General features: G+C 63.1%; 29 protein-coding genes. 10 read left to right on the top strand and 19 right to left on the bottom strand.

Translation table 11 applies throughout. The features are described from left to right. Positions 1-7: 7 nt before the first annotated feature. Complete coding sequence (locus AC5RTB_RS11185) at positions 8-409, top strand: universal stress protein (RefSeq protein WP_494061136.1); 402 nt, start codon at positions 8-10, stop codon at positions 407-409. A 104-nt stretch (positions 410-513) separates the two neighbouring features. Here the strand turns inward: AC5RTB_RS11185 and AC5RTB_RS11180 are convergent, their stop codons facing one another. The 4 genes from AC5RTB_RS11180 to AC5RTB_RS11165 all read right to left on the bottom strand — a co-directional run bounded on the left by AC5RTB_RS11180 (position 514) and on the right by AC5RTB_RS11165 (position 3625). Beyond that, on the bottom strand, positions 514-780 hold the full coding sequence (locus tag AC5RTB_RS11180) for a glutaredoxin family protein (protein WP_494061135.1): 267 nt from the start codon (positions 778-780) through the stop codon (positions 514-516). A 113-nt stretch (positions 781-893) separates the two neighbouring features. Then, a complete protein-coding gene (locus AC5RTB_RS11175; protein WP_494061134.1) occupies positions 894-1580 on the bottom strand; it encodes a FadR/GntR family transcriptional regulator in 687 nt (228 codons plus the stop codon). Positions 1581-1620: 40 nt separating this feature from the next. Next, positions 1621-2754, bottom strand: coding sequence for an L-talarate/galactarate dehydratase (locus AC5RTB_RS11170; protein WP_494061133.1), 1134 nt, complete (start codon positions 2752-2754; stop codon positions 1621-1623). 64 nt (positions 2755-2818) lie between these two features. After that, positions 2819-3625, bottom strand: coding sequence for a carbon-nitrogen hydrolase family protein (locus AC5RTB_RS11165; RefSeq protein WP_494061132.1), 807 nt, complete (start codon positions 3623-3625; stop codon positions 2819-2821). Positions 3626-3688: 63 nt separating this feature from the next. On the opposite strand from AC5RTB_RS11165, the gene AC5RTB_RS11160 reads away from it, so the two are divergent. Beyond that, entirely contained in the window at positions 3689-4192 is a 504-nt protein-coding gene (locus AC5RTB_RS11160; RefSeq protein WP_494061131.1) for a DUF427 domain-containing protein, read from the top strand. Positions 4193-4195: 3 nt separating this feature from the next. On the opposite strand, the gene AC5RTB_RS11155 is transcribed toward AC5RTB_RS11160, so the two are convergent. Then, positions 4196-5308: an alanine racemase gene (locus tag AC5RTB_RS11155; protein WP_494061130.1), complete on the bottom strand. Its 1113-nt coding sequence runs from the start codon at positions 5306-5308 to the stop codon at positions 4196-4198. Between the two features lie 101 nt (positions 5309-5409). Here AC5RTB_RS11155 and AC5RTB_RS11150 point away from each other — a divergent pair, with 101 nt between their 5' ends. After that, positions 5410-6144: a SurA N-terminal domain-containing protein gene (locus tag AC5RTB_RS11150; RefSeq protein ID WP_494061129.1), complete on the top strand. Its 735-nt coding sequence runs from the start codon at positions 5410-5412 to the stop codon at positions 6142-6144. Positions 6145-6211: 67 nt separating this feature from the next. On the opposite strand, the gene AC5RTB_RS11145 is transcribed toward AC5RTB_RS11150, so the two are convergent. Both AC5RTB_RS11145 and AC5RTB_RS11140 read right to left on the bottom strand, forming a co-directional pair. After that, entirely contained in the window at positions 6212-7501 is a 1290-nt protein-coding gene (locus AC5RTB_RS11145) for an adenylosuccinate synthase (protein ID WP_494061128.1), read from the bottom strand. Positions 7502-7779: 278 nt separating this feature from the next. After that, positions 7780-8274, bottom strand: a complete 495-nt coding sequence (locus AC5RTB_RS11140) for an Hsp20/alpha crystallin family protein (RefSeq protein WP_494061127.1) — start codon at positions 8272-8274, stop codon at positions 7780-7782. A 175-nt stretch (positions 8275-8449) separates the two neighbouring features. Here AC5RTB_RS11140 and AC5RTB_RS11135 point away from each other — a divergent pair, with 175 nt between their 5' ends. After that, positions 8450-9301, top strand: a complete 852-nt coding sequence (locus AC5RTB_RS11135; protein ID WP_494061126.1) for a DUF72 domain-containing protein — start codon at positions 8450-8452, stop codon at positions 9299-9301. A 99-nt stretch (positions 9302-9400) separates the two neighbouring features. Here AC5RTB_RS11135 and AC5RTB_RS11130 read toward each other — a convergent pair whose 3' ends face one another. After that, on the bottom strand, positions 9401-10207 hold the full coding sequence (locus AC5RTB_RS11130; protein ID WP_494061125.1) for a DUF418 domain-containing protein: 807 nt from the start codon (positions 10205-10207) through the stop codon (positions 9401-9403). A 5-nt stretch (positions 10208-10212) separates the two neighbouring features. Further along, complete coding sequence (locus AC5RTB_RS11125) at positions 10213-10560, bottom strand: heparan-alpha-glucosaminide N-acetyltransferase domain-containing protein (RefSeq protein WP_494061124.1); 348 nt, start codon at positions 10558-10560, stop codon at positions 10213-10215. A 229-nt stretch (positions 10561-10789) separates the two neighbouring features. Here AC5RTB_RS11125 and AC5RTB_RS11120 point away from each other — a divergent pair, with 229 nt between their 5' ends. Both AC5RTB_RS11120 and AC5RTB_RS11115 read left to right on the top strand, forming a co-directional pair. Continuing rightward, positions 10790-11560: a response regulator transcription factor gene (locus AC5RTB_RS11120; RefSeq protein ID WP_494061123.1), complete on the top strand. Its 771-nt coding sequence runs from the start codon at positions 10790-10792 to the stop codon at positions 11558-11560. After that, positions 11541-13082 carry a sensor histidine kinase gene (locus tag AC5RTB_RS11115; RefSeq protein ID WP_494061122.1) on the top strand — a complete coding sequence of 514 codons (1542 nt, stop codon included), beginning with the start codon at positions 11541-11543 and terminating at the stop codon, positions 13080-13082. Before AC5RTB_RS11120 ends, AC5RTB_RS11115 begins: the two co-directional genes overlap by 20 nt. Before the next feature lie 85 nt (positions 13083-13167). Here the strand turns inward: AC5RTB_RS11115 and AC5RTB_RS11110 are convergent, their stop codons facing one another. Continuing rightward, positions 13168-13416 carry a hypothetical protein gene (locus AC5RTB_RS11110; RefSeq protein ID WP_494061121.1) on the bottom strand — a complete coding sequence of 83 codons (249 nt, stop codon included), beginning with the start codon at positions 13414-13416 and terminating at the stop codon, positions 13168-13170. Between the two features lie 417 nt (positions 13417-13833). Between AC5RTB_RS11110 and AC5RTB_RS11105 the strand changes: the two genes are divergently transcribed. After that, positions 13834-14280, top strand: a complete 447-nt coding sequence (locus tag AC5RTB_RS11105) for an Hsp20/alpha crystallin family protein (RefSeq protein WP_494061189.1) — start codon at positions 13834-13836, stop codon at positions 14278-14280. Between the two features lie 219 nt (positions 14281-14499). On the opposite strand, the gene AC5RTB_RS11100 is transcribed toward AC5RTB_RS11105, so the two are convergent. The 3 genes from AC5RTB_RS11100 to AC5RTB_RS11090 are packed head-to-tail and all read right to left on the bottom strand — an operon-like array spanning position 14500 to position 18489. Continuing rightward, positions 14500-15651: a mannitol-1-phosphate 5-dehydrogenase gene (locus AC5RTB_RS11100; protein WP_494061120.1), complete on the bottom strand. Its 1152-nt coding sequence runs from the start codon at positions 15649-15651 to the stop codon at positions 14500-14502. Next, positions 15651-17711 carry a PTS mannitol transporter subunit IICBA gene (locus AC5RTB_RS11095; protein ID WP_494061119.1) on the bottom strand — a complete coding sequence of 687 codons (2061 nt, stop codon included), beginning with the start codon at positions 17709-17711 and terminating at the stop codon, positions 15651-15653. The genes AC5RTB_RS11100 and AC5RTB_RS11095 overlap by 1 nt, the downstream gene beginning before the upstream one ends. A gap of 58 nt (positions 17712-17769) precedes the next feature. After that, positions 17770-18489, bottom strand: coding sequence for a TetR/AcrR family transcriptional regulator (locus tag AC5RTB_RS11090; RefSeq protein WP_494061118.1), 720 nt, complete (start codon positions 18487-18489; stop codon positions 17770-17772). Between the two features lie 111 nt (positions 18490-18600). On the opposite strand from AC5RTB_RS11090, the gene ptsP reads away from it, so the two are divergent. Further along, positions 18601-20286, top strand: a complete 1686-nt coding sequence (gene ptsP / locus AC5RTB_RS11085; protein WP_494061117.1) for a phosphoenolpyruvate--protein phosphotransferase — start codon at positions 18601-18603, stop codon at positions 20284-20286. 79 nt (positions 20287-20365) lie between these two features. Next, on the top strand, positions 20366-20581 hold the full coding sequence (locus AC5RTB_RS11080) for a hypothetical protein (RefSeq protein ID WP_494061116.1): 216 nt from the start codon (positions 20366-20368) through the stop codon (positions 20579-20581). Positions 20582-20618: 37 nt separating this feature from the next. Here AC5RTB_RS11080 and AC5RTB_RS11075 read toward each other — a convergent pair whose 3' ends face one another. Together AC5RTB_RS11075 and AC5RTB_RS11070 are read right to left on the bottom strand one after the other, a co-directional pair. Continuing rightward, entirely contained in the window at positions 20619-21788 is a 1170-nt protein-coding gene (locus AC5RTB_RS11075) for a globin domain-containing protein (protein WP_494061115.1), read from the bottom strand. Positions 21789-21894: 106 nt separating this feature from the next. Further along, on the bottom strand, positions 21895-22344 hold the full coding sequence (locus tag AC5RTB_RS11070) for an RrF2 family transcriptional regulator (RefSeq protein ID WP_494061114.1): 450 nt from the start codon (positions 22342-22344) through the stop codon (positions 21895-21897). Positions 22345-22425: 81 nt separating this feature from the next. Here AC5RTB_RS11070 and AC5RTB_RS11065 point away from each other — a divergent pair, with 81 nt between their 5' ends. Continuing rightward, positions 22426-23073 carry a hypothetical protein gene (locus tag AC5RTB_RS11065; RefSeq protein ID WP_494061113.1) on the top strand — a complete coding sequence of 216 codons (648 nt, stop codon included), beginning with the start codon at positions 22426-22428 and terminating at the stop codon, positions 23071-23073. A 109-nt stretch (positions 23074-23182) separates the two neighbouring features. On the opposite strand, the gene AC5RTB_RS11060 is transcribed toward AC5RTB_RS11065, so the two are convergent. The 4 genes from AC5RTB_RS11060 to AC5RTB_RS11045 are packed head-to-tail and all read right to left on the bottom strand — an operon-like array spanning position 23183 to position 25538. Then, complete coding sequence (locus tag AC5RTB_RS11060; RefSeq protein ID WP_494061112.1) at positions 23183-23605, bottom strand: DUF3151 domain-containing protein; 423 nt, start codon at positions 23603-23605, stop codon at positions 23183-23185. Further along, the gene (gene fbaA, locus AC5RTB_RS11055) at positions 23605-24663 is read right to left on the bottom strand and encodes a class II fructose-bisphosphate aldolase (protein ID WP_494061111.1); all 1059 of its coding nucleotides are present in this window, start codon (positions 24661-24663) and stop codon (positions 23605-23607) included. The genes AC5RTB_RS11060 and fbaA overlap by 1 nt, the downstream gene beginning before the upstream one ends. Positions 24664-24720: 57 nt before the next feature. Continuing rightward, positions 24721-25320: an ECF RNA polymerase sigma factor SigK gene (sigK, locus tag AC5RTB_RS11050; protein ID WP_494061110.1), complete on the bottom strand. Its 600-nt coding sequence runs from the start codon at positions 25318-25320 to the stop codon at positions 24721-24723. Continuing rightward, positions 25317-25538, bottom strand: coding sequence for a hypothetical protein (locus AC5RTB_RS11045; RefSeq protein ID WP_494061109.1), 222 nt, complete (start codon positions 25536-25538; stop codon positions 25317-25319). The genes sigK and AC5RTB_RS11045 overlap by 4 nt, the downstream gene beginning before the upstream one ends. Positions 25539-25653 lie beyond the last annotated feature (115 nt).

Genomic DNA, 25653 nt, shown 5'->3' with positions numbered 1-25653 from the left:
AGAAGTTATGAGCATCATGGTTGGGTACGTACCCACTCCCGTCGGCGAAGCCGCCGTCGCCGCCGCGGTTGCGGAGGCCAAGCTGCGCGATCAGGAGTTGCTGATCGTCAACTCTGTCCGCGAAGGATCCCGCGTCGACAAGTCGGTAGCCAGCGACGAGGACCTGCAGCGGTTGAAGCAAACCGCAGACGACGCCGGCATCTCCTCCCGCATACTGCGCCCCTCCCACAGGGATGACCTGGCAGACGAGATCCTGGAGCTCGCCGTCGAACATGACGTCTCGCTCATCGTGATCGGCTTGCGGCAGCGCTCCCAGGTGGGCAAGTTCATCATGGGTTCCCACGCCCAACGGATTCTCCTTCAGGCGGACCGTCCGGTTCTCGCGGTGAAGCCGGCGGAACGGAGCTAGCTTCCTGCTCGGATACGGCATCGAGCTCAGATACGGCATCGAGCCAGCAGAAACGACCGGCTTCCCACGGAGTTCCTGGCGTTCCTGCTGGCTCGATGTCGTTTTCAGCTGCCGAGCAGGTTCAAACCGCGAAGCTTTTCCTCTACCTCTGCGTTGGTCGGCTCGACCTGGTGGTCGCCGTCCGGATAGACCACGACCGGGATGTTCGTCCGCCCGGAGATGCTCCGGGCCTCTTCAGCCGCGTCAGGCACCTCTTCGAGGTTGACGTATTCATAGCTGATCCCGAGCTCGTTGAGCTGCCTCTTCGTTCGGATGCAGTCGCGGCACCAGTCCGCACCATACATTCGGATTGTTTCTGGGTTCGCCGTCATGAGGCCATCCTACGGCCGGGCCGCAGATAGCGGTTCCGCCACGTGATAGCGGTGGAACCCTATCTTTGGCAGACCCGCTATCTCTCAGCGACTGTCACGAAAGGGCTCGGTGGTTACCCGTTCAGGCGGGACCGGGAGTTGGCCAGGTGCAGGCGCATGGCGGCGGCCGCGGTCAACGCATCTCCGGCAGCGATCGCGTTGCGCACGGCAACATGTTCGACGGCGACGCGCCGCAACCGCTCGGACTGCCCGCCGTCGTCGGCTGGTTCGAGACGGTGCGGAGGCATCGCGATCATCGCCGGGCCCAGTGCCAGCAGCGCATCCACAAAATAGAAGTTTCCGCTGGCCTCAGCCACCGCCCGGTGGAAGGCGAAGTCGCAGGAGACTGCCGTCGCAGGGTGATTGCCGGCAGCGTCGAATGCCGCGAGTGGGTCATCGAGGGCGGAGATCACCCCGGGTGTCGCGTTGGCGGCGGCGAGCGCAGCGGCCTCGCTCTCAATGCCTGCACGGAACGCCAGAAGCGCGCGCCGCTCCTCGATGGTCCGGGGCCGTCGCATGCCTCCGGTTGATTCCTCGTCGGCGGACGGCGGGGTGAGGGCGAAGCTGCCGCTCCCCCGCCGCGTATGCACCAGACCTTCGGCCTGCAGCCGGGACACAGCTTCCCGGACGACCGTGCGGCTGACGCCGAACTCACTGATGAGAGCGCTCTCGCTGGGCAGCTTCTCACCGGAGGGAATGGTGCCTTCGATGATGCGGCGGCGGAGGCTATCGACGAGCGAGACGGCCAGCGTTTGTTTCATGCTGTCAATGCTGGCATGTGCTTGGTGCAGGCACGCACGCTCAGCGCGTACCGAACTCGACACTGTCGGTGGTCCAGGCGCGCGCCTGGTCGCTGAACGTCACGCCCAGTCCCGGGCGTTCGGGAACCAGCATGCGTCCGTCACGGGTCTCGAGGCGCTCGTTGAAAAGCGGATCCAGCCAGTCGAAGTGCTCCACCCACGGCTCGCGAGGGTAGGCCGCGGCAAGGTGCAGGTGGATCTCCATGGCGAAGTGCGGGGCAAGGTCGAGACCAGCCTGGTCCGCCAGTGTGGCGAGCCGGAGGAACTGGGTGATGCCCCCAACGCGCGGCGCGTCAGGCTGGATGATGTCGCAGGCCCGGGTTGCGATAAGCCGCTCGTGCTCAGCCACGGAGGCGAGCATCTCTCCGGTGGCGATGGGGGTATCAAGCGCCAGTGCCAGCGCGGCGTGCCCCTCGGCGTCGTACGCGTCCAGGGGTTCTTCGATCCAGACCAGATCGAACTGCTCAAGTTTGCGGCCCATGCGCAGGGCGGTGGCGCGGTCCCACTGCTGGTTCGCATCCACCATCAGCGGCACGTCCGGACCGATGTGTTCGCGCACGGCCGCCACGCGTCGCAGGTCCTCTGCGGAGTCCGGCAGGCCGACCTTGATCTTGATGCCGCCGATGCCCTCGGCGAGTGACTGGGTTGCCCGCTCCTTGACCTCATCGATTGAGGCGTTGAGGAACCCGCCGGAGGTGTTGTAGGTGCGCACCGAGTCACGGTAGGCGCCGAGGAGCTTGGCAAGCGGCAGCCCGGCACGCTTCGCCTTCAGGTCATACAGCGCGATGTCGAGTGCGGCGAGCGCCTGGGTGGCGACGCCCGACCGGCCCACGGACGCACCGGCCCACAGCAACTTGTTATACAGCTTGGCGATGTCGTTGGGGTCTTCACCGATCATGGCTTCGGCGACTTCCCGCGCGTGGGCGTACTGCGCCGGTCCGCCTGCCCGCTTCGAGTAGGAGAACCCGAGACCGGAGACGCCCTGCTCGGTGAGGATCTCGGCGAACAGGAACACCACTTCTGTCATGGGCTTCTGCCTGCCGGTGAAGACCTTGGCGTCGGAGATCGGCGTAGCCAGCGGCAGCGTGGCGGTCGAGAGTTCGACGTGGCGGATTGCGTCGGGCGTGTAAGTCATCGCGGAACCTTCGGGAGAACGGGCGGGATGACTTATCGTACAACTCACCTACTTGTCATACAAGCTAGTGCGGCTCGACGATCTCCTCGTTCTGCGCGAACCGGCGGTTCCGCAGCACCGGCAGGAACTCGCGCACCTCCTCGATACGTTTCCGGTTGACTTCAACCGTCACGACGCCCTGCTCCTCGTCATTCAGGAAAACCTGCGGAACGCCCATCGGATCGAGGATGGCCGAGTGCCCGATGGTGTGCGACGACGATGTCCCCGCCGCAGCGATCCACACCGTATTCTCAATGGCCCGCGCACGTAGCAGCGTCTCCCAGTGCTCGACCTTGTGGTCCCCCTTGAACCACGCGGCAGGCACCAGCACGACGTCGGCGCCCCGGTCCGCGAGCGCCCTCGCCTGTTCCGGGAAGCGCAGGTCGTAGCAGGTCATCAGTCCGACGGTCAGGTCACCGACGGGCACTACGGTGAGGCCGCCGTCACCAGGTTTGATGCGCTGGGACTCCTGGTAGCTGAACGCGTCATACAGGTGCAGCTTGCGGTAGGTGTCCACGATCCGGCCCGTGGAATCAATGAGCACCAGCGTGTTGTACGGGCGCTCCTCGCCGCTTGATTCGTACCCGCCGGCGACGATGGCGATCTTCAGTTCCGCGGCAAGGAACGAGAGCTGCTGCACGAAGATGGTCCAGCCCGCATCCACGGCGTCGGCGAGGGCTCCTTCCACCTTCCCAATGGAAAACATCGACTCCTCAGGGAAGACGATCAGTTCTGACCCGTCCTCCACAGCCTGGCGCGCAAGCTCCCGCATCGTCGCGACATTGGCGGAGACGTCCCCGATCGGCCTGAATTGTCCAACACTGATCTTCATCGCGGGGCCCTTTCGGGTAGGAACTGGGGCTGATTCAAGGGTACCGAAGAGTACGGTGGCGCTATGGGTGTGAACAAAGTAAAACGCGAGCAGCCGGGGCCGGGCCAGGAGTCGGTGTGGGATTACCCGCGTCCGCCCCGCGTTGAGGACTATCCGGGCATCCTCGTCATCGAGTTCAGCGGACGGGAGATCGCGCGCACTCATCGCGCCCTGCGGGTGCTGGAGACAAGCCACCCGCCCGTTTTCTACGTTCCGGCCGCGGATTTCGTGCCGGACACGCTGCGCCCGGTCAGTGGAAGCAGCTGGTGCGAGTTCAAGGGCGAGGCAACCTATTACGACGTCATTGGCGGCTCAGCGAGCGCCGAGCGGTCCGCGTGGACCTACCTTCAGCCCGCCGCCGGGTTCGAGCGCCTGGCCGGAACCGTCGCGGTCTATCCGGGCAGGATGGACCGGTGCCTCGTCGACGGCGAAGAGGTACAGGCCCAGCCCGGTGACTTCTACGGTGGCTGGATCACATCGCGGGTGGTGGGCCCGTTCAAGGGCACGCCTGGGACCTGGGGCTGGTAGCACTCAGAACTGTGGGTGCCAGACCTCCGTGGCGTTGCCGCGGACGGCAAGAGCCGTGCGCCACCGGTCAAACACTGAACAGGGGTGGGAAATGCCCAGGTCAACAGTGTCGCCAACCCTCAGCGATCCGGCGTTGTCCACCACAGCGTGGTGATCGAAAAGCCTCACGACGACGCCGGTTGGCTCAGCCAGCTTCGCACCGTTCCGGTGGTGCGCCACGAGGGTGGGCACACCGGCGTCGTACGCCAACTCCCGCTTGCCTGCGCCCAGGATCGCCCGCCCCTCCTCCGGCGCGGAAACGACGACGGCGCGCACCACGGCAGCGGCACGCAGGCCGGGCAGCGGCGACACGTCTGCGTAGGTGCCGTGGTCGTGAATCACGTAACAGCCGGAGCGCAGGACCTTCAGGGCACCCTCGGGAAGATGGAGCGCCGCGCGGTCCTGGAACGCTGACCCTCCCACGGTGAAGAGGGGCTGCTCGACCTCGAATTGGCCGTGCAGCGTATCGAAAATCTCCCTGGCGGCGCGGCAGTGTCCGTCGATGACGGCGAGGTTCTCGGGGGTACGGACGTTTGGCGCGATTCCTTCATAAGCGCTGACGCCGGCGAGTCGAAGCCCGGGGGCGTCCCTGACCGCTGCGGCCAGCGCCGGCACCTCCGCGGCGCGGCGGATTCCGGTTCGCCCGCCCGTCACACCGACGTCGAGCAGTACAAACAGGTGCCGGTCTCCGTCACGGAAACCCTGCGCCAGGGCGGTGATTGCCTCTTCAGAGTCAACGAGGCTGTAGATCTCAAGGTGAGGATTGATGTCAAGGAGCCTGCGCAGATCATCGACCAGCGCGGGGAACACCACCTCATTGGCGATGAGAATGCGCCGCGCACCCCACGCCACGGCGTGTGCCGCCTGCGCCGGCGTCGCGACCGTTACTCCCCAAGACCCGGGAAGCTGACGCTGGACTATTTCGCGGGTCATCGTTGTCTTGATGTGGGGAGCAAGCACCATCGAGTGTCCGGCTGCCCACTGCTCCTTGAGGGCGATGTTGGCGTCAATCGCGTCAACGTCGAGCAGCAGTTGCGGGAGGCTTGCAAGGTGAATATCCGGAGGGAACTGCGCCATCTTCCGCATCCTACCGTTCAGCTACTATCCAGCGGGCGTCGAGCCGATATACACGGGGCGCTGCTAGAGTCGCAGGTCGGTAATCAACAGTAGGAGTGTTTGTGAAGAAGAAGTGGCTCATGAGCCTGGCCCTGGCGAGTGCGCTCGCTTTCGCGACAGGCTGCGGAGGGGACACCGAGGCGGAACCCGCCCCGAGCGAGAGCGCCGCAAGTACCCCGGCGGAAGCCCCCACGCCGGACCTTGAGGGAGTTCCCGACGTCGTCGCGACCGTCAACGGCGACGAGGTCACCAAGGAGGAATTCACCACCGCGTACGAGGGCACGTTCCAGCAGATGGCGATGCAAGCCCAGGTGACCGGTCAGGAAGTCGACCAGGAGCAGCTGAAAACGCAGACGCTCGACAACCTCATCGGCACCCAGCTTCTCATCCAGGAAGCCGACGATCGTGGGATAGAAGCCAGCGAGGAAGCCATCACGGCGACAACGGATGAACTGGTCGCGTCGAACCAGTTCACTTCCCCTGAAGAGCTCTTCACCGCCCTTGAGGAAAAGGGCATCACCAAGGAAGAGGCTACCGAGCAGATCAGGCAGCAGGTCCGCCTCGACGCGCTGCTCGCCGAGGAAAGTGGCGACACCGCGCCGACCGAGGAAGAGCTGAAGGCGGCTTATGAGGAGGCCAAGGCTTCCGGTGCGGCAGCACAGGGCGGCGAGATCCCGCCGTTCGAGGAGGTAAAGCCGCAGCTTGAGCAGCAGGTGACGCAACAGAAGCAATCCGACGCGGCACTCGCACTCGTCGAGAAGCTCAGGGAAAGCGCCGACGTCGTCAGCAATCTCTAAAATCCAACGGGTAGCAAAACGGCTAGGTTCTCAAGGAACCTAGCCGTTTTGCTGTGTCGACCGGAGGCTATCCGCCGATGAGGTCGTTGATCACGATCGTCTGGTCGCGGTCCGGGCCAACGCCGATGGCCGAGAATCGAGTGCCGGACATCTTCTCAAGCGCCCGCACGTAGGTCTGGGCGTTCTCCGGCAAGTCCTCGATGGTCCGGGCTCCGGTGATGTCCTCGGTCCAGCCGTCGAAGTATTCGAAGATCGGCTTTGCGTGGTGGAACTCGGTCTGCGTCATGGGCATCTCATCGTGCCGGACCCCGTCGACGTCGTACGCCACACACACCGGAATGCTCTCGATGCCCGTGAGGACGTCGAGCTTCGTCACAAAGTAGTCCGTGAATCCGTTGACGCGCGAAGCATGGCGCGCCAGCACGGCGTCGTACCAGCCACAGCGCCGAGGGCGTCCGGTGTTCACGCCGAACTCTCCGCCGGTCTTCTGCAAGTAAATTCCCATATCGTCGAACAGTTCGGTGGGGAACGGTCCGGCGCCGACGCGGGTGGTGTACGCCTTGATGATGCCCACCGCCCGGTTGATGCGGGTGGGGCCGATGCCGGAACCGACTGAGGCGCCGCCGGCGGTGGGGTTCGACGACGTCACGAACGGGTAGGTGCCGTGGTCAACATCGAGGAACGTCGCCTGTCCGCCCTCCATGAGGACCACCTTGCCGGCGTCGAGCGCTTCATTGAGCACGTAGGTCGAGTCGATGACCAGCGGACGCAGCCGCTCGGCGAAGGACGTGAAGTACTGGACGATTTCCTCGACCTCGACGTCGCGCCGGTTGTAGACCTTGACCAGCAGCTCGTTCTTCTGCTTCAGGGAGCCCTCAACCTTCTGGCGAAGGATCGACTCATCGAAGACGTCCTGCACACGGATGCCCAGGCGCGCGACCTTGTCCATGTACGCCGGACCGATCCCGCGGCCCGTGGTTCCGATGGCCCGCTTCCCGAGGAAGCGTTCAGTGACCTTGTCGAGGACCTGGTGGTACGGGGCAACAAGGTGCGCGTTCGCGGAGACGCGCAGCTTCGACGTGTCAGCGCCGCGTGCTTCAAGCCCGTCGATCTCCTGGAACAGCGCCTCCAGGTTGATGACGCAACCGTTCCCGATGATCGGCACGGCGTTGGGGCTGAGAATGCCGGCGGGAAGGAGCTTGAGCTCGTACTTCTCACCGCCGACGACGACGGTGTGGCCGGCGTTATTGCCGCCGTTCGGCTTCACGACGTAGTCCACGCGCCCGCCGAGCAGGTCAGTGGCCTTGCCTTTGCCTTCATCGCCCCACTGGGCTCCGACAATCACAATTGCTGGCACGGGATCCTCCCCCATTGTTTGGCGGCAGAAGTGCGAGCCGAGTGCCGCGCGCATGGTGCCGCCGTGCATGAGAACGCCCCAAGGCTTCCGCAAGCGTTCTCCGCTTCGAAGTCCGGGGCTTTTACCACGCAAGTTTAGCGGACAACCGTGGAGAGGAGGCTTACCGTTACCCGTTCGACGGTGCTGTCCTGCGGAGCGGGTCTGCCCAAGTGTGCTGTGCTGACCTTTTTCTGCCCGCCCAAACGGGACAGACCCGCATTCCCCGGGTACCGTGAGGTTCAGGCCTCGGTTCCAGGGTTCGTTCCCCAGCCGCCAGCTCCACTTTCGCCGGCGTTGGTTCCACGGCCCGCGCCGGCCGCTTCGCTATTGCGGGTGACGGGAATCTTCCGGGAGTGGCCTTCCTCCCGCTCGGACACAGGTATCCGTACTTCGAGGATCCCGTCCGTGTAGGAAGCCTGGATGTCTTCTTCCCGCACGGCTCCCGGCAGAGTCACTGTCCGGGAGAACGTGCCATACCGAAACTCGGAGCGGTACCCGCGCTTATCTTTGTGCTCAGATTTCTCCTGGTGGCTGACCTCGATGGTCAGTTGGTCTCCGGTGAGCGTGATATCGACGTCCTTTTCAGGGTCAATGCCCGGCACCTCGGCCTTAACGACCATGGAATTGCCATCCCGGTACTCTTCCAGCCGAAGCCAGGACCCTGCGTCCCCTTCGAGGAACCGACGGACGGGATCTGCGATGTCGACGCTAGGCCACCGCATCAGGTTGTTCATCGTGCTACCTCCTGTCTACTGCCCAGGCCCCCGCACAGCCGACACGGCCGGGGCCGGGATCGGATTCAACAGCATTAAAATACGCCCGCTGCGGCGAGTTTGTTAAGTCTCCCGAAGGTGCCTGAGGTCGACGCGACTGGTTTCGCCGGCGAGTAGCTCAGGGTACGTTCTGTGCATGGAGCAGACCGCCCCTCGAGCCCGTATCGGCATCTCCGGATGGCGGTATGCTCCCTGGCGCAAGTCCTTTTACCCCGTCGGTCTTCCGCAGCGGCTAGAACTCGAATACGCCTCGTCCCAGCTGGACACCATCGAAATCAACGGAACCTTCTACTCGCTCCAGCATCGGGACAGCTTCGTCCGCTGGCGTGACACCGTGCCCAGCGGTTTCGAGTTCTCCGTCAAGGGCCCGCGATATATCACGCACATGCTCCGGCTGCGCAATGCCGAGACCGCGCTCGCCAATTTCTTCGCTTCCGGCGTCCTGGCGCTCGGCGCCAAGCTCGGCCCTGTTCTCTGGCAGCTGCCCGCCACCCGCCGCTTCGATCCCGAGCTCATCGATACTTTCTTCTCGCAACTGCCTCACACGACGACGGCGGCCGCCTCCCTCGCACGCGGTCACGACGAGCGTCTCAAGGACCGTGACTGGGTCACCACGGATGCTGACCGGCCGATCCAGCATGTGCTTGAAGTGCGGCACGAGAGTTTCGGCAGCGAGGAATGCTACGAGATCCTGCGACGCCACGCCGTCGGGCTGGTGGTGGCGGACTCGGCAGAGAAGTGGCCGCAGTTCCGCGAGGTGACCGGCGGCGTCGTCTATGTCCGGCTGCACGGCAGCACCGAGCTTTACACCAGCGGCTATACGGATGCGGAGCTGGACGAGTGGGCTGCGCTGTGTGAGGGCTGGCTGTCTGGGCGGATGTGTCCGGACGGGCGCGGCCGCGACGTCTACGTGTACTTCGACAATGACGTGAAGGTCCACGCGCCGTTCAACGCGATCGGCCTCGCCGAGCGCTTGAGTCAGCCCTGAAGGAAGCGAACGAGGCAACATACGCATGAGCGGCTACAAGATCGTGGTACCCAGTTGGAGCGGTGGCGGGATGGTGTCTCTAACGCAAGCCGAGATGTTTCAAGAGGTGGCTGAAAGGCGAGTACGGGTTCGTCTTGTCGCAGTTGCGACGAGGCCTTCGAGCGGCCCGTGATGGTGGGCTCGTCGCCACAGAGAAGCGAAGATGGCAGCGATAGCGATTTGGATGATGAGGGAAGCATCGGGTTGGTCTTCCAGAAACCCGGTTGCGAGGACAAGCAGGTGGGCCGAGTAGAGGGTCAGCGTCATACTGCCCATGGCGGCCAGCGGCATCAATGGCTCGGTGGTGAAGCGGGCGAGAAGCAGCACTGCCCCCAACGCGGCGATGGATGTGCCGGTGGTGTTTAACATTTCCAGGACCGTGGTGGAGTAGGGTGCGACGATGGCATGCCACCAAAGTGAAGTGGTCGGCAGGTATTCCTCAGGCCCCCAGATCAGCATTGCGTCAATCATCTCCGCGCTCAGGCCTGGGGACGACTCCAGTAGGCGGTTCATCCCTCCGAGCGGACCCAAGAAGAGGGCTGAAAGCAGCCAACTGGTGATGGTCAAAACCAGTCCTGCCAACGTCACGCGGATCTGTACTGGGCGGGATCTAAGATCCAATCGGCCGATGGCTAGCCCTGCGCAGATATAGGTCATGTAAGGCAGTGCGGGATACTCGCCGGTGAAGAGCAGTTGACTGACCAGCACACCGGGTTCGGTGAAGAGCATTGTGAAAGTGGGATCGAAACCAGGTTCGGGTATGAAGTCCCGCAGTGCCTGCGCAGAGATAGGGCCCACCACTGCAATCCCTGCGGCAAGAAAGGCCAGTGATTTGGCGGAGAGTCGAAGCACGGGAATCGCCAACATGAACATCACCCCGTAGTAGGCCAAGATGATGGAGGGCGGCGTATCAACGTGGCGATAGTGAGCCCCAGGGCCGTGATGAGACCGGCGCGGACCGCCACGGAGGCTTGGGTAGCCTTGAGTGCTGTGCCCTTCACGGGGTGCTGGCTCCCGGAAGTGAAAGCGAGTGACACTCCGGCCAGCAGGGCAAACAAGGCGGCAGAATGGCCGGCGAACACTGTCCATAGGACGGTCGGGTCATCGTAGTCATTGGTGCCAGGGAGAATGTGGATAATCATCAACCCGATGAGGGCAACACCGCGCGCTGCATCGACTCCAAGCATCCGCGACTTTCTCACAGGAGCAGAGAACCGCATGTAATTCTCCTCTAGTCGTACTGGCACAAGCAGTAGGGAGGTCTGCCTCGAAGAAACAGGAAACCGCGTAACGGCTTCTAGTCCAGCAGGCTGCTCTATGCCTGAGTTATAGGAGTCCTGTGAGTTTGCCTTTAATGACCGCCAACGTATTGACCTCGCGTTTGCCTCCATCCTTACTTGTTGGCATCGGCAGCGTTGGAGCCTTGCTATGGAGAGGCAGAGTGCATTCATGACCTCGAACACTTCGGGCTCAATAAGGGCGCATTTACCCCTACTGCGGCGATCCGATGGCTCGCGGGTGCGTGCTCTGGTGGTCGATGATGAGCCGGCCCTTTCTGAGGTGGTCAGTGCAGTGCTCAGATTGTCGGGGTGGGACGTTTTGATAGCGTCTGACGGCCCCTCTGCTGTTCGACTGGCGCAGCGGTTCCGCCCGGATGTTCTGGTGCTGGACGTGATGCTTCCCGGGCTGGACGGTGTTGAGGTTCTACGCAGGCTACGGGCATCCGATCCATCAGTCGCCGCACTTTTCCTGACCGCAAAGGGCCGCGTGGAGGACCGGATTTCCGGTCTTACTGCCGGAGGTGATGATTACGTCACCAAACCCTTCAGCCTGGAGGAAGTCGTCCTGCGCTTGCACAGGCTAGTCCAACGTGCAGGAATTACAGCCATAGAGAGCGCCGAGTTGGTGGTGGGTGACCTGTCGATGAATCTGGATACACGTGAAATCAGTCGGGCGGACGAAAATATCCAGCTGACGGCGACGCAGTTCAACCTGCTCCGTTTCCTGATGGAGAATTCCCGGCGGGTTCTCAGTAAAAGCCAAATTCTGGAACATGTCTGGGATTACGGTTTCGACGGCCAGTTGAACGTCGTCGAACTGAACATTTCTTACCTGCGGAAAAGGATCGACGTGGGCCGTGAACCCATGATTCATACTGTGCGCGGCGCAGGTTATGTCCTCAAGCCAGCAAAGGAAGATCATGGAGACGCTACCAGCTGAACCCGGAGGGGCTGCACGGATTCATAATTCGTCCTTCCGCTGGTCGGTTTCGTCATGGAAACTGCGAACAAGGCTGTTGCTGATAACCCTGGTCTTGCTCACCGTCATCTGCGGTGCTCTGGGAATTCTGAGCTACGCCGCTATGAATGTGATCCTCACCCAACAGCTTGACAGCGAATTGCACGAGGCCTCGAACCGGACGATCAGGTTCGGAGATCCCATCTCCCGGGTACGGTCACAGACGGAAAGGGACACTGTCGGCCACCCAGCTCAGGGGGCAGGCACACTTAGCGCCTACCGATCAGACGGTGAGGTCGATTATGCCGGGCTGTACTCCATCGAAGGGGAACATGAGGACTTACCGACAGCCGACATCGAGGTAGTCAACAGTCTGCCCGAGAGTCGCGAGCCTGTGGAGCGCTTACTGTCCATTGGGCAGTACCGTTTGATCGCTGTAGATGACACAGAAGGCCATATCCTCGTCACAGGTCTACCCACTGCTGATAGAGACGCCACGTTGAACTCACTGGCCAGCGCAATGGCCACGATCTCCATAGCCGGACTCATCCTCACCGGGATCTCAGCGGCAATCGTTATCCGCCGAACCCTCCGCCCCTTGGATCACCTGTCGAAGGTAGCGACCAATGTCGCCGAATTACCGCTGGATGTAGGTGAAGTCGTCCTAGCTGCACGTGCTTCCCCAGGTTCTCCTCAAACTGAAGTGGGCAACGTAGGACACGCCTTCAACAAAATGCTCGACAACGTTGCAAGCGCCCTCACCGCACGACAACGCAGCGAAACCCAAGTCCGTCAATTCGTCGCAGACGCCAGCCATGAGCTGCGCACACCTTTGGCTGCCATCCGCGGCCACTCCGAGCTGATCCGTATGACAGAACACCTCGGACCAAAAGGCGACGCTTCACTGCGCAGGGTTGAATCAGAAACTCTAAGAATGACCACGCTGGTCGAAGACCTGCTCCTCCTGGCCCGGCTCGATGAAGGACACATCGGTGTTGATGGAGATGTGGATCTAACAGAACTCATTATCGAATCAGTCAGTGATATCCGGATCACCGCTCCCGAACAACACTGGAGCGTCCGCCTCCCCGACGACCCCGTTGTCATCCGCGGGAATGAAAACCATCTACGCCAAGTCCTGATAAACCTCCTCACAAACGCTCATAAGCACACCGATCCCGGAACCACCGTCGTTACAAGCTTGACTGTGGAAAGCAGCGAAATCATCCTCAAGGTGACGGATGATGGGCCCGGCATCCCCTCCGATTTCGTCGATCACGTCTTCTCCCGCTTCACCCGCGCCGACCAAGCACGAACCGGCGGACAAGGGACGTCAGGTCTGGGACTGTCCATCGTCCACGCAATCGTCTGCGCTCACCACGGGGCAATCAGTGTGGACAGCGAACCCGGGCGCACCACCTTCACGGTCCGTCTTCCACGGGTCTCCCGCCCGGACTCTGCAAACCCCAAGAGAGAACCCAATGCTTGGTCAGGGACCAGCTAACAGGGTCAACGTGACAGGTATTCACGCGGCGCCCTCGGCTCGTCAAACGCCGTGGCGCCACCGGCAGGATGTGAAGCATCGGTTCCTACCTTTTGACTCGTCTGGGCATGGTCCGCGCGAGGTAGGCCGCCGCGCCACCGGCGACGATGATAGACAAAACCACTGCCACAAGCATGGCGTAGAGCCCGAGCAGCGCAGACATCGGATCTGAAGGACGTTGGAGGAAGGCCAACCCGCCGACCATACCGATCACCCAGAAGAGAACACAGGTCAGAAATGCCACCGCCGCTGCAACCACAGCGGGTTGGCGTCGGTACGACTTCCACTCGCTCATGAATCAATGGTGCGACTGTCAGACGGGGACCGGCGTGATTGTCTGACCCCGTGTCGCTCACATTCGAGCAGCAGTCTCCGCCACTCGAGTTAGCCGTTGCCTTAGCGTCAGCTGTCACCCCCCACTGGACAACAAGAAGCCCCTGGAAGGGATTCGGGGGGCTCATGTGCCGTTATGAGAAACAGCAGATGCGAAAGGCGCATCACGCCAGCCTCCGGAATCCCGTCGAGGGGCTCCTTAGGAAGAATTTTCCGCCGGGCATGACGCACTGTCAAGCGGAGAAGTAGGCGGGCTGTAGCCCCGCAAGAACCGTTGCAAGAGACTTACCGACTGGCGGTACTGCGGGCTAAAATGATCATAGTTGAGCGTGGATGACTCAACTATGAAGATTCCGTGATGAAGGGAGAGTTGGTAACCATGGCCCGGTTTGATCCTTTCCAGGAAATGGACCGTCTGTCCCCGGCCGTGTTCGGCGGCCGGCAGGGGCCAATGTTGATGCCGATGGACCTGTACCGTGAGGGCGACCACTATGTTCTCAACGCCGATCTGCCCGGCATTGATCCACACTCGGTTGATGTTGACGTTGACGGACAGCTGCTGAGCATCAGGGCTGAACGTACCTTGAAGAGCGACGGCGAAACGCAGTGGTTGCTCAAGGAGCGCCAAAGCGGCTCCTTCCTGCGCCAGCTGACACTTGGCCAGGATATCGACGTCGACGGTATCGCCGCGCGCTACGACAACGGTGTGCTCAGTGTGACCATCCCGGTGAGCGAAGCGACACGGCGGCGCAAGATCGACGTCGCTGCGGGCGACCGGCAGGAGGCCATCGAAGAGTCGACTCAGCAGGAAAAGTCCGAAACCTGAGCCCCTGCTGCAGCCATGGCAGTCACAAGCAGACAAGGGTGCCGCCATACCGTAGGTATGTCTTGCGGGTCGGTGGGCAGCGACGTTGGCCCGACGGATGTTGCGCATTGATCACAACTGAGGATCGACGCGCCATACCGAATTTCAATGGGTCTTTTGAACGACGACGGCGCCGCACCCTTGAGAGGGTACGGCGCCGTTGCGCTGTGCTGAGACTCGTCAAACGGAAGCAGCCTGACGCTCTTCCACCAGTTTCCGGATGGCCGGGAACAGCGGATGGTCCTGGTCCAGCCCGGTAATCCGCTCTGTTGCTGCACCGGCGTCGACGGAGGCGAGGATCTGCCCCAGTTCCGCCGCCTCGGCGTCCTCAGGATCATCGAACCGCAGCGCCACCGCAATCGCCTTCAGCAGAGCGTCCGGGGTGGTGCCACGCTCGGCGAGCTCTGCGGCCGGTCCGATAAACCGTTCATTCCGGCTCAGCTTGCGCAGGGGTGCGCGGCCTACGCGGTTAACTGTGTCGGGCAGGTGCGGGTTGGTGAACCGCCCGAGGATCTTCTGGACGTACGCTTCCTGCTCCTCGGCGTCGAAACCGTGTTTGTCCACCAGGAGCTGTTTGGTCTCCCCGAGCACCGCACGGACGTTCGCGGCGACTTCCTGATCAGCCATAGCCTCCGAGATCTTCTCGAGCCCAGCCTCATACCCGAAGTAGGCCGCGGACGCATGACCGGTATTCACGGTGAACAGCTTCCGCTCGATGTACGGACCGAGCCGATCCACGAACATAGCTCCCGGGATCACCGGCGGGTTGTCCCCGAACGGAGTACGGTCGATAACCCACTCGTAGAAGGTCTCCACCGTCACGTCGAGGCCCTGGCCGGGGTCCTGGTTCGGAACGATGCGGTCCACCGCAGTGTTCGCGAAGACCGCTCGATCGGCAAGGCTGCCGTTCGACTCGTCCCAGGAAGCTTCGATCGATTCCCGCAGGATGTCGGTCGCATTGATGGCGTTCTCGCATGCCATCACCTGCAGCGGCGCGGAATCACCGGCTCGCGCCGCTATCCCCTTGGCGATCACCGGAGCCACGAACTTCAGGATGTGCGGCCCCACCGCTGTGGTGACGATGTCCGCCGTGGCGATCTCCTCAACCAGGCGGTTCTCCTCGGTGTTCGAGTTCACCGCCCGGAAATTGTCGACCGTATGCACCGCCGGCTGCTCGCCCACCTCGTGGACGCGATAGCTGTCCGCGCCCGCCAACTCGCTGATCAGGGCATCCGCGACATCCGCGAACACCACCTCGTAGCCCGCCTGGTGGAGTAGCAGCCCAACAAAGCCGCGCCCAATGTTCCCTGCTCCGAAGTGAACTGCCTTCACTATGCGTTGACCTTTCGGAAGATTTCGAGGATCTCTTCAGCCGACGTCGCGGCCTCCAACTGAGCTACCTGCGCCTTGTCGGTGAACACCTTCGCGATTGAGGACAGGATGTGCAGGTGCTCGTTGTTCACGCCTGCGACGCCAACCACGAACCTGACCTCCTTGCCGTTCCAATCCAGGCCGTCGGGGTAACGGACCACGGACACAGCCGACTTGCGGATGTGGTCCTTGGCCGCGTTGGTGCCGTGCGGAATCGCAAGGAAGCTTCCCATGTAAGTGGAAACTGACTCCTCGCGCTCATGCATCGCCTGAATGTAACCCTCGTCGACCGCCCCACGGGCCAGCAGCAGCTGTCCCGCCTCGTCGATGGCTGCGTCACGGTTTGTGGCCGTACCGCTGAGCACAACGCTCTCGGCTACCAGGATGTCCGACGGTGATTCGGTTACCGCTTCTGCAGCGTGAGCTCCGGCGGCGTGGGCACCACCGGTGCGGACAGTCGCCTCGGCGTTGGACGCATCCGCGCCACCCGGCGTTCCCGCGGCAGGCGGTGCGTCACCGGAACCCTCCGCGGGACCAGTGCGGCTTTCCTTGACCAGCTCCACGATCTCGTCATACTTCGGGCTGTTCATGAAGTTGTCCACCGAGACGTGCACGGCACTGGAGGTTGCGGGCTGGGCCCGCTCGGTCAGGTCCTGATGTGTGATGACAACGTCGTAGTCATCACGAAGGTTCGCGATGGAGGCGTTGGTCACCTTGACGTCCGGGTAACCGGCAGCCTTGATCTTGTTCCGCAGAACAGATGCGCCCATCGCGCTGGAGCCCATACCGGCGTCGCAGGCGAAGACGATGTTCTGGATGGGGCCCGACATGACAGCTACGGTGCCGGCGCCGGTCAGAGCGGAGGAAACCGAGCTCTTCTTGCCCTTCATGGACTCCATCCGGGTGGTCGCAGCGGCGAGGTCATCGGCGTCATCGATGTCCTTCCGCTTTGCGGTCTTCAGGATTATGGACGCCACGAGGAAGGACACCGCCGCCGCGAGTACCACCGAGAGCACCACACCGAAGTAGCTGTCCCGGGCGGTCTGTACGAGCACCGCGAAGATGGAACCCGGCGCCGCCGGTGCTACAAGGCCTGAATTGGTGATGGCAAGCGTTGCAACACCCGTCATGCCACCGGCGATCGCTGCCAGGATCAGCAGCGGGCGCATCAGCACGTACGGGAAGTAGATCTCATGGATACCACCGAGGAAGTGGATGATCACGGCTCCGGGAGCGGATGCTTTGGCTGCACCGCGACCAAAGAACATGTACGCCAGGAGGATACCCAGACCGGGGCCGGGGTTGGCCTCGAGGAGGAACAGGATCGACTTGCCGTCCTCGAGGGACTGCTGGACACCCAGCGGGGTTAGTACGCCGTGGTTGATGGCGTTGTTCAGGAAGAGCACCTTGGCAGGCTCAATGAAGATGCTGGTGAGTGGGAGGAGTCCGTTGTTCACCAGGAACTGCACGACGTTCCCGGCGGCCGTGCTGAACGCCTCGACCAATGGGGAAATGCCGTAGAACCCGATCATCGCGAGCAGTCCGCCCCAGATGCCGGCAGAGAAGTTGTTGACCAGCATTTCGAAGCCCGGCTTGATCTTGCCGTCCCAGATGCTGTCGATCTTCTTCATCGTCCAGCCGCCGAGGGGACCCATAATCATGGCGCCGATGAACATCGGAATACCCGCACCCACAATGACGCCCATGGTGCCGATGGCGCCCACGACGCCGCCACGGACGTCATAGACCATCCGCCCACCGGTGTAGGCAATGAGAAGCGGCAACAGGTAGGTGATCATGGGGCCGACAAGCCCGGTGTTCGGGTTGCCTTCCGCATCAGTGCCGAAGCCGCCGAGTTCAGGTACCGGCAGCCAACCCGCTTCGATGAATAGCGCGGTAATGAGGCCCCACGCGATAAATGCACCGATGTTGGGCATGATCATGCCGGACAGGAACGTCCCGAACTTCTGGACGCCGACCCTCATACCGCCTCGGGGCTTTGCAACTGTCTCTGTTGCCATGTGATTTCCTAACCGTGATTCCCGCGTCAGTGCAGGATGGTCCGATAGATGTGGAGAACTAACTGGTGGATATGCGGTGGAGCCATTCAAGGAAGAGCTTGAGTTCGGAGCTGGACAGCTGATCTGAATGCGAAGCCTGAAGCGCAGCATTCAACGCGATCGCGGCCACGACGACCGACGATCTTCCGGACGACTCGGCCTCATTCTTGCCCGCCTGATCCGAGGCCACCGCGTAGATCATGGCATCCCGGGTCATGGTGGAGAGGTCGAGGTTCCGGTCAGCGACAGCTTCTGCGATCAGCATGAGCGTCACTCCCACGTTGGCCGCCAGGATGCTCCTGGCCGCCTCCCGCGGTTGAACGCTCAACTGGCCGGCAGCAGCGGCCTTGTTCAGCATCTCCTCCATGAGCGCCTCGGCATCGGCGACAATGGCGGGACGGCTTTCCGGACGGAGGTTACCGAACATCACCAGATAGAGCTCCGGCTGGTTGAGTCCGAATTGCACGTGGTTATCCCACATCCGCCGGATGTCTTCCAGCGGCTGCCCGGAGGGAGCGAAATCACGCTCACCCGCCACGTACTCCTCGAACCCAGCTGAAACCACCGCATCAAACAGGCCCTCCTTGTCGCCGAAGTGGTGATACAGGGTGGGCGCGCTTACTCCCGCCAGCTGAGTGATCTGACGGGTAGAGACGGCAGCTCCAGCAGAGTTGGCCAGCAATTCTGCGGCTGCACGCAGCAGTCTCATCTTCGCCGGTGGCTGGCCTTCGAAACTCATGGCCGCTAGCCTAGCACCTATAGCAACGCTATATGAACTACGTCACAGCCCAATTTCGCTAGAGTAAATTCTTACGCGGTGACGGACATCGGCAGGAAATGAGGACCTTCAGTGCAGAACTTCCAAGGAGTAGGCGTAAGCCCAGGCCGAGTGATCGGACCGATCCGTCAGATGCCCAAACCCGTGAGCGAGCCTCCCGCCGGCGAGCAGCTGCCCGCCGGTGTAGCTGCGGAGGAGGCGACGGCGGAGCTGAAACAGGCCGCCGGAGCGGTCCACGATGAGCTCAAGACACGCGCGGAGCGCGCCTCCGGCGATGGCAAAGCGGTCCTTGAGGCGACGGCGCTGATGGCCAAGGACACCATGCTCCTGAAGGGTGCCTCGAAGCTGATCGCGAGGGGAACGTCCAATCAGCGGGCCGTCTGGGAGTCCGCCGCCTCCGTCGCCGAGATGCTCCACAACCTCGGCGGATACATGGCCGAGCGCGCTACCGACGTGCTGGATGTCCGCGCCCGTATCGTCGCTGAGCTCCGTGGACAGGCAGCACCCGGAATCCCCGCCTCCGACACGCCATTCATCCTCGTCGCGGAAGACCTTGCCCCGGCCGACACCGCGACCCTTGACCCGGCCACAGTGCTTGCCCTCGTCACCTCCGGCGGCGGCCCTCAGTCGCACACCGCAATCATCGCCCGTTCCCTCGGCCTCCCCGCCGTGGTGGCTGCGGCCGGAGTCGACGAACTACCCGACGGCGCCGAGGTGTACGTCGACGGTGCGGCCGGCACTGTCGTCGTCGAACCGGGCGACACGGAACGCGCTGCGGCAGTAGCGTGGAGCGAGACGGCCTCGCTCCTGGCTGACTTCGAGGGCCAGGGCTCGACGGCGGACGGGCACCTGGTCCCCCTTCTGGCCAACGTGGGCGGAGCGAAGGACGCCGTTACGGCTGCGGGTCTCAGAGCTGAAGGAGTGGGCCTCTTCCGGACCGAGTTCTGCTTCCTTGAGCGTGACAGCGAGCCGACGGTGGACGAGCAGGCCGCTGCCTACCAGGGAGTGTTCGACGCCTTCCCCGGCAAGAAGGTGGTCCTCCGCACCCTCGATGCCGGGGCGGACAAGCCGCTGCCCTTCCTGACCGACGCTACCGAGCCCAACCCCGCCCTCGGCGTCCGGGGCTACCGCACGGACCTCACGTCTCCCGGTGTTCTCGGACGCCAGCTTGAGGCCATTGCCCGTGCCGCACAGCAGTCGGAGGCGGACGTCTGGGTGATGGCGCCCATGATCTCGACGGCGGACGAGGCTGCGAAGTTCGCCTCCATGTGCGCCGAAGCCGGATTGAAGACGCCGGGGGTGATGGTCGAAGTGCCCTCCGCCGCCCTGACCGCGGATGCGATCCTGCAGGAAGTGTCCTTCGCCAGCCTTGGGACCAATGACCTGACGCAGTATGCCATGGCCGCCGATCGCCAGCTGGGCCCGCTGGCCGCCCTCAACACCCCGTGGCAACCAGCAGTGCTGCGCCTCGTGCGTCTGTCCGTGGAAGGCGCCGGCACGGAAGGCAACGGCAAGCCGGTGGGCGTGTGCGGTGAGGCCGCAGCGGATCCTGCCCTCGCCGTCGTACTTGTGGGCCTGGGCGTCACCACGCTGTCCATGACGGCGCGGTCGCTGGCTGCCGTGGCGGCGGTTCTCAAGACAGTGACGCTGGAGCAGGCGCAGGAACTGGCGCGGCTCGCGCTCACTGCCCGTACCGCCGAGGACGCACGGAGTATGGTGCGCGAGAAGCTTCCCGTACTGGACGAGCTGGGCCTCTGACTGCGGCGAGCGCCTTGACGCCGGCTATCGCCGGGGCGTAGGACTCAGATGTCAGCTATTGCGAGCGTGAGGAGAGACCATGAGCGAAAGCACGTCGGACGAGCCGCAGGAAATCAACGAAAACCTGCCGGGCAAGCCACCTGTTGACCCGGACGTCCAGTCCGATCCCGCCAATGACGCCAGCAACCAGGGCGACTGGACCGGTGAGGGCGGGGCAACGCCGTCGGGTGCGGCCACGGACGTTGCCGATGACGACCGCCCCGTCAACGAGGAAGACGAGCAGCGCGAGGGCTGATCATCAGCCGCACGTCGAGGGGCTGGCCGTTCATCAGCTAGTTGGCGGAAGCCATCCAGAGGTCAGGACCGAAGACCTCATAGTGGATGCGTTCCGCCGGCACGCCGGCGGCCAGCGCCTGGGCGCGGATGTTTTTCATGAAGGGCAGCGGCCCGCAGAGGTACACAGAGGCGCCGTCCGGAATGCTTAGCCCCTGAAGGGACATGAAGCCCGGCTCCGCGGTGCCGGTCGGGTTCTCCAGCCAGAGCTTCAGCTGGGCACCGGTGAGTGCCTCGACGTCAGCGTTCATCTGGTCCTTCAGCGCCCACTGGTCCATGCTGCGCTCGGCGTGAAGTACCAGGACCTCCCGATTGGAGCCCTGCTCCACGAGTGAACGCAGGATCGATGCCGAGGGCGTGCAGCCTATCCCGGCGGTCGCCAGCACCAGCGGCGCGTCGCCGTCTGCCAGGGTGACATCGCCGTACGGGTTGGACAGCTCGATCACGTCCCCAACGCCGATGGAACCGTGCAGGACCGGCGAAACCTCACCATTGTCATCGCGCTTGGTGGTGAAGACCCGGCACCCTGAGCCGGTCTCGGCCGACAGGGAGTACTGGCGTACCTGCCGAATCCCCTCCGGCAACTGCACGCGGACGCTCACAAATTGCCCTGGCCTCGCAGGAGTCACGGGCGTATCGTCGGCCGGCTCGAGGGTGAAGGTCATGGCGGCAGTCCCGGCCGGCTGCGTGTCGATCACGGTCCAGGGGCTCCAGGGTTTGGTGTTGGCCTGCGCGGCATACAGACCTTTCTCGATCTTGATCAGCGCGTGGGCCATCAGCCAGTAGACCTCTGTCCAGGCATCCGCGATCTCGCTCGTGATGACATCGCGCAGCTCTTCGGCGATGGCCTCGAACAGGTACTTGTAGACGACGTCGTACTGCTCGGGCGCAATGCCGAGGGAGGCATGTTTGTGAGCGATCCGGGACAGCAGCACCTCGGGGTAGGTGTCCGGGTTGCGGACGAGGTGTGCGGCGAAACCGGCAACACTGCCGGCGAGTGCCTGCTGCTGCGATCCGTTCTTCTGGTTTGCCCGGCTGAACAGTCCGTCAAGCAGCTCGGGGTGCGCCGTGAAGAGGCGTCCGTAGAAGTTCTTCGCGATGCCCGGCATGCGCTCTCCGACGATGGGAAGTGTTGTTTCAATAATGGGGAAGGACTGGTCCGAGAGCATCGTTTCTCCTGCGTGGAAGGGCCTTACTGAAGAAAAGTAGCATCTGGCATGCTACTTTTTTGAGTCTTTTCTACGTGTCGTAGAAGAGTTCCTTGAGAAGACGCGTTTAAGCGGATTCGCGTGTGCGCAGCGTCACAAAAACGGGGCCCATTTGTTGCGGCTTGGGCATCTCGGAAATGACCAGATCGTCGAGTTCCGCATAAAAAGCCTCACGAGCGCGGCGCAGGGCGGCGCGGAGCGAGCACCGATGGTTGAGCGGGCACCCGCCCATCGCGCTTTCACAATCGACGACGTCGGCCCGGTCATCGAGTTGCCGGAGCAGCCAGCCCACCGTCGCACGGCGCCCGGCCGCACTGAGGGTTACACCTCCGCTTCGTCCTCTCGTTATGTCCACGAGCCCGAGAGTGCGCAATCGCGCTATGGCTTTGCTGACGTGGTTGTACGGCGTGCCAATGCCGGCGGCGATGTCCCGGGACGTAAGCAGGTCACCCTCGGAGGCCGCCGAAAGGAGCATGACTGCGCGCAGGCATACGTCTGCAAACGCATTGATCCTCATACTTCAAGGATAGGTGTCCTGCAAAACTGCGGCGGACACATGGTGGTGGCGCGGACGAGTGCACCGTACATAATGGAAACCATGAGCGCCGAGACCGAACAATTCGTAGGACATATCGCGAGCCTGGGCACCACGTCGGGGGTGCGGATCGTGATCGGCATGTGGGCCAGTTCCCCCCTTGGCGCGTTCACCGACGTCATGGTGCAGAGCGCGGAAGGCACGCGCACGCTGCTGGCGCCGACGCAGGCCGTTGGGGACTACGTTGCCGGAGCCTATTCCTTCGACATTGTGCGCACCGTTCCCCTGACGGTGAGCCTGGGTGAGGACTCGCTCGCTCTTGACGCCGGACCGCTGAAAGTCCGTGCGGATTTGGGGGAAATGACCTCGGTCGGGCGCCTGCTCGGCCTCGTTCCACGGGCGGTCGGCACCCACCCGCGCTGGCTCACCGCGATCAACCCGATCGCCAGGGTCCTCATGCCGGGCGTGCGCACCGCAGGGACCACGAAGGACGGCCGCCGGCAGTACTACGGCGTCACAGGATCTCGCCTGATTACTTCCGCAACGGCGTCGTGGGCGGGCGATCCGCTCGGCGTGCTGACCAACGTGCGGCCGCGCGTCCGTTTCGGGTTCAGCTCGGTGCCGAAGAAGCCGCAGGTCATAGACGTGACGACGACGGTGCTGCCGCTGACGGATTCGCCCTCGCGCGACACGGCGGACGACCTCCTCTAGCCTGCGTATTAGGACTGTCCGGAAATGCATGCTCTGAACGGCACACGGCACAACGGCTGAGGGCCGCCCTCCCGTGGGAGAGCGGCCCTCCGTCATGGCTGACGAACCTTCAGGAACCGGCGAGCTTCTCGCTGGCCTCGGGATCGGATTCACGCAGCAACTTGGCGATGCGTTCCGCCTCCTCGATCTCTCCGATGGAGGCGGCAGCACGGCCGAGTGCGTTCAGCGCCCGCAGGAACCCGCGGTTCGGTTCGTGTGAGTACGGCACCGGACCGGCGCCGCGCCACCCGTTGCGCCGCAGCGAGTCCAGTCCGCGGTGGTAGCCGGTGCGCGCGTAGGCGTAGGACTCGATGGTCCGGCCTTCGCGGTATGCCTCGTCGGCGAGGATTGCCCACACCAGCGACGACGTCGGGTGCTTGGCTGCCAGATCGACAGCCTCCTCCCCTGCCTCCAACCGTGCCACCACATCAGGCTCCTCCGGCAGAAGGGTGGGCTCTGGGCCGAGGAGGTTCTTGCGGAACTCGTCGGACATCAGAGCTTCTTGCCGGCTGAACCGAGGGACTTGGCGGCCTCGACAACGCGGGCGGCCAGACCGGCTTCTGCGGAAGCGCCCCAGACGCGGGGATCGTAGGTCTTCTTGTTGCCGACCTCGCCGTCGACCTTCAGGACGCCGTCGTAGTTCTTGAACATGTGGTCGGCAACCGGGCGGGTGAACGCGTACTGGGTGTCGGTGTCGATGTTCATCTTGATCACACCATAGGAGACGGCGTCGGCGATCTCCTGGTCCGAGGAGCCGGAGCCACCGTGGAACACGAGGTCGAACGGGTTGTCCTTGCCGATCTTCTGACCGACCTGCTCCTGGATGTCCTTGAGGATCTCGGGGCGCAGCTTCACGCCGCCTGGCTTGTAGACGCCGTGCACGTTTCCGAAGGTGAGCGCGGTGATGTAGCGGCCGTTCTCTCCGGCGCCGAGAGCGTCGATGGTTGCCATCGCGTCCTCGACAGTGGTGTAAAGCTTGTCGTTGATGGCGTTTTCGACGCCGTCTTCCTCGCCGCCAACGGTGCCGATTTCAACTTCGAGGATGATCTTCGCCGCAGCAGCGCGGGGCAGGATGTCCTTGGCGATCCGCAGGTTCTCCTCAAGCGTTTCGGCGGAGCCGTCCCACATGTGCGACTGGAATAGCGGGTCCTCGCCGCGCTTGACGGCGTCCTCGGATGCAGCCAGCAGCGGCAGCACGAAGTCGTCGAGCTTGTCCTTGGGGCAGTGATCGGTGTGCAGGGCGATGTTCACGTCATAGCTCTTCGCAACTTCCTTAGCGAACGCTGCGAACCCGAGGGAGCCGGCAACCATGTCCTTGACGGAGGCGCCGGACCAGTAGGCCGCGCCGCCGGTGGAAACCTGCACGATGCCGTCGGATCCTGCCTCGGCGAAGCCGCGGATTGCCGCGTTCAGGGTCTGGGAGGACGTGACGTTTACCGCGGGGTAGGCGAAGCCGCCTGCCTTCGCGCGGTCGATCATCTCGGCGTAAATGTCCGGTGTGGCGATGGGCATGGCAACTCCTCGTATGGTTTTGGGCGACTTGAGGCTCATGGGACATGCGCCTCACTTCCGTCCCATCCTAACGAGGGCGGTAAATGCGCGGAAACCTTACGACACCAAGGAGGAGTTCGGTTCGAGAGCGTTCCTCAACCGCCCGAGGCCGTCCCTGATGCGGGCCTTCACCGTTCCAAGCGGGGCTCCGAGTGCCTCAGCGACCTGAGCATAGGTGAGGCCCTTGTAATAGGCCATCTCAATTGCCTGCCGCTGCTTCTCGGTCAGCGCGGTGAGCGCCGCCCTCACCGCGACTGATTCGTCCCGCGCGATGACCGATTCTGTGACCTCATCGAACGGGGTGGAGATCTCCGTTGTGGACCAGCGGTCGAGCCTGTCGCGATGGGCCTGTTCCGAGCGGATCCTGTCCACCGCGCGCCGGTGGGCGAGGGTCATGAGCCAGGCGAATGGCGAGCCAAGATCGGAAGAGAATTCGCTGGCCTTATGCCATACCTGGAGAAAAACCTCCTGGGTCACTTCCTCGGAGATGGTTGAGTCGACGACGATCCTGCGGACCAGGCCGAATACCCGCGCGCTGGTATGACGGTAGAGAGAAGTGAAGGCCTCCTCATCACCGAGTCCCACCCGGGTCAACAGGTAGGCGAGGTCCGGTTCTGCTGACCGTGAGCTGGACGGGGCTTCCCCGGTGAATGTCACTGCGAGACCAACAACTGCACTTCGTCGGGACCGAGATCGATGGCGGAAGCGATGTCGGCCGGTGATGCTCCTCCCAGAATGGCTTCTTCAACAGCCACCCGGAGTTCGAAGGTCGCGGCGTCCAGCTCCCAGCGCAACCGTTCGACGTTGGATAGCGCTGCCACGAGATGCGTTTTGTCCAGAGGTGTCCCCGGCTGTGCCTCAGTTATGAGCGACATCCTTGGCACCTCCGTACTTTTAGCTAGCTCAACTAGTAATTCGACAGTCTTTTCACTAGCTAACCTATATACAAGTTGTCCATCCCGCAAGGCCGACTAGCAAAATGCTACGATG

The sequence above is a fragment of the Arthrobacter sp. M71 S08 genome (assembly GCF_059089725.1).
This window is presented reverse-complemented; position numbering and strand designations above follow the sequence as displayed.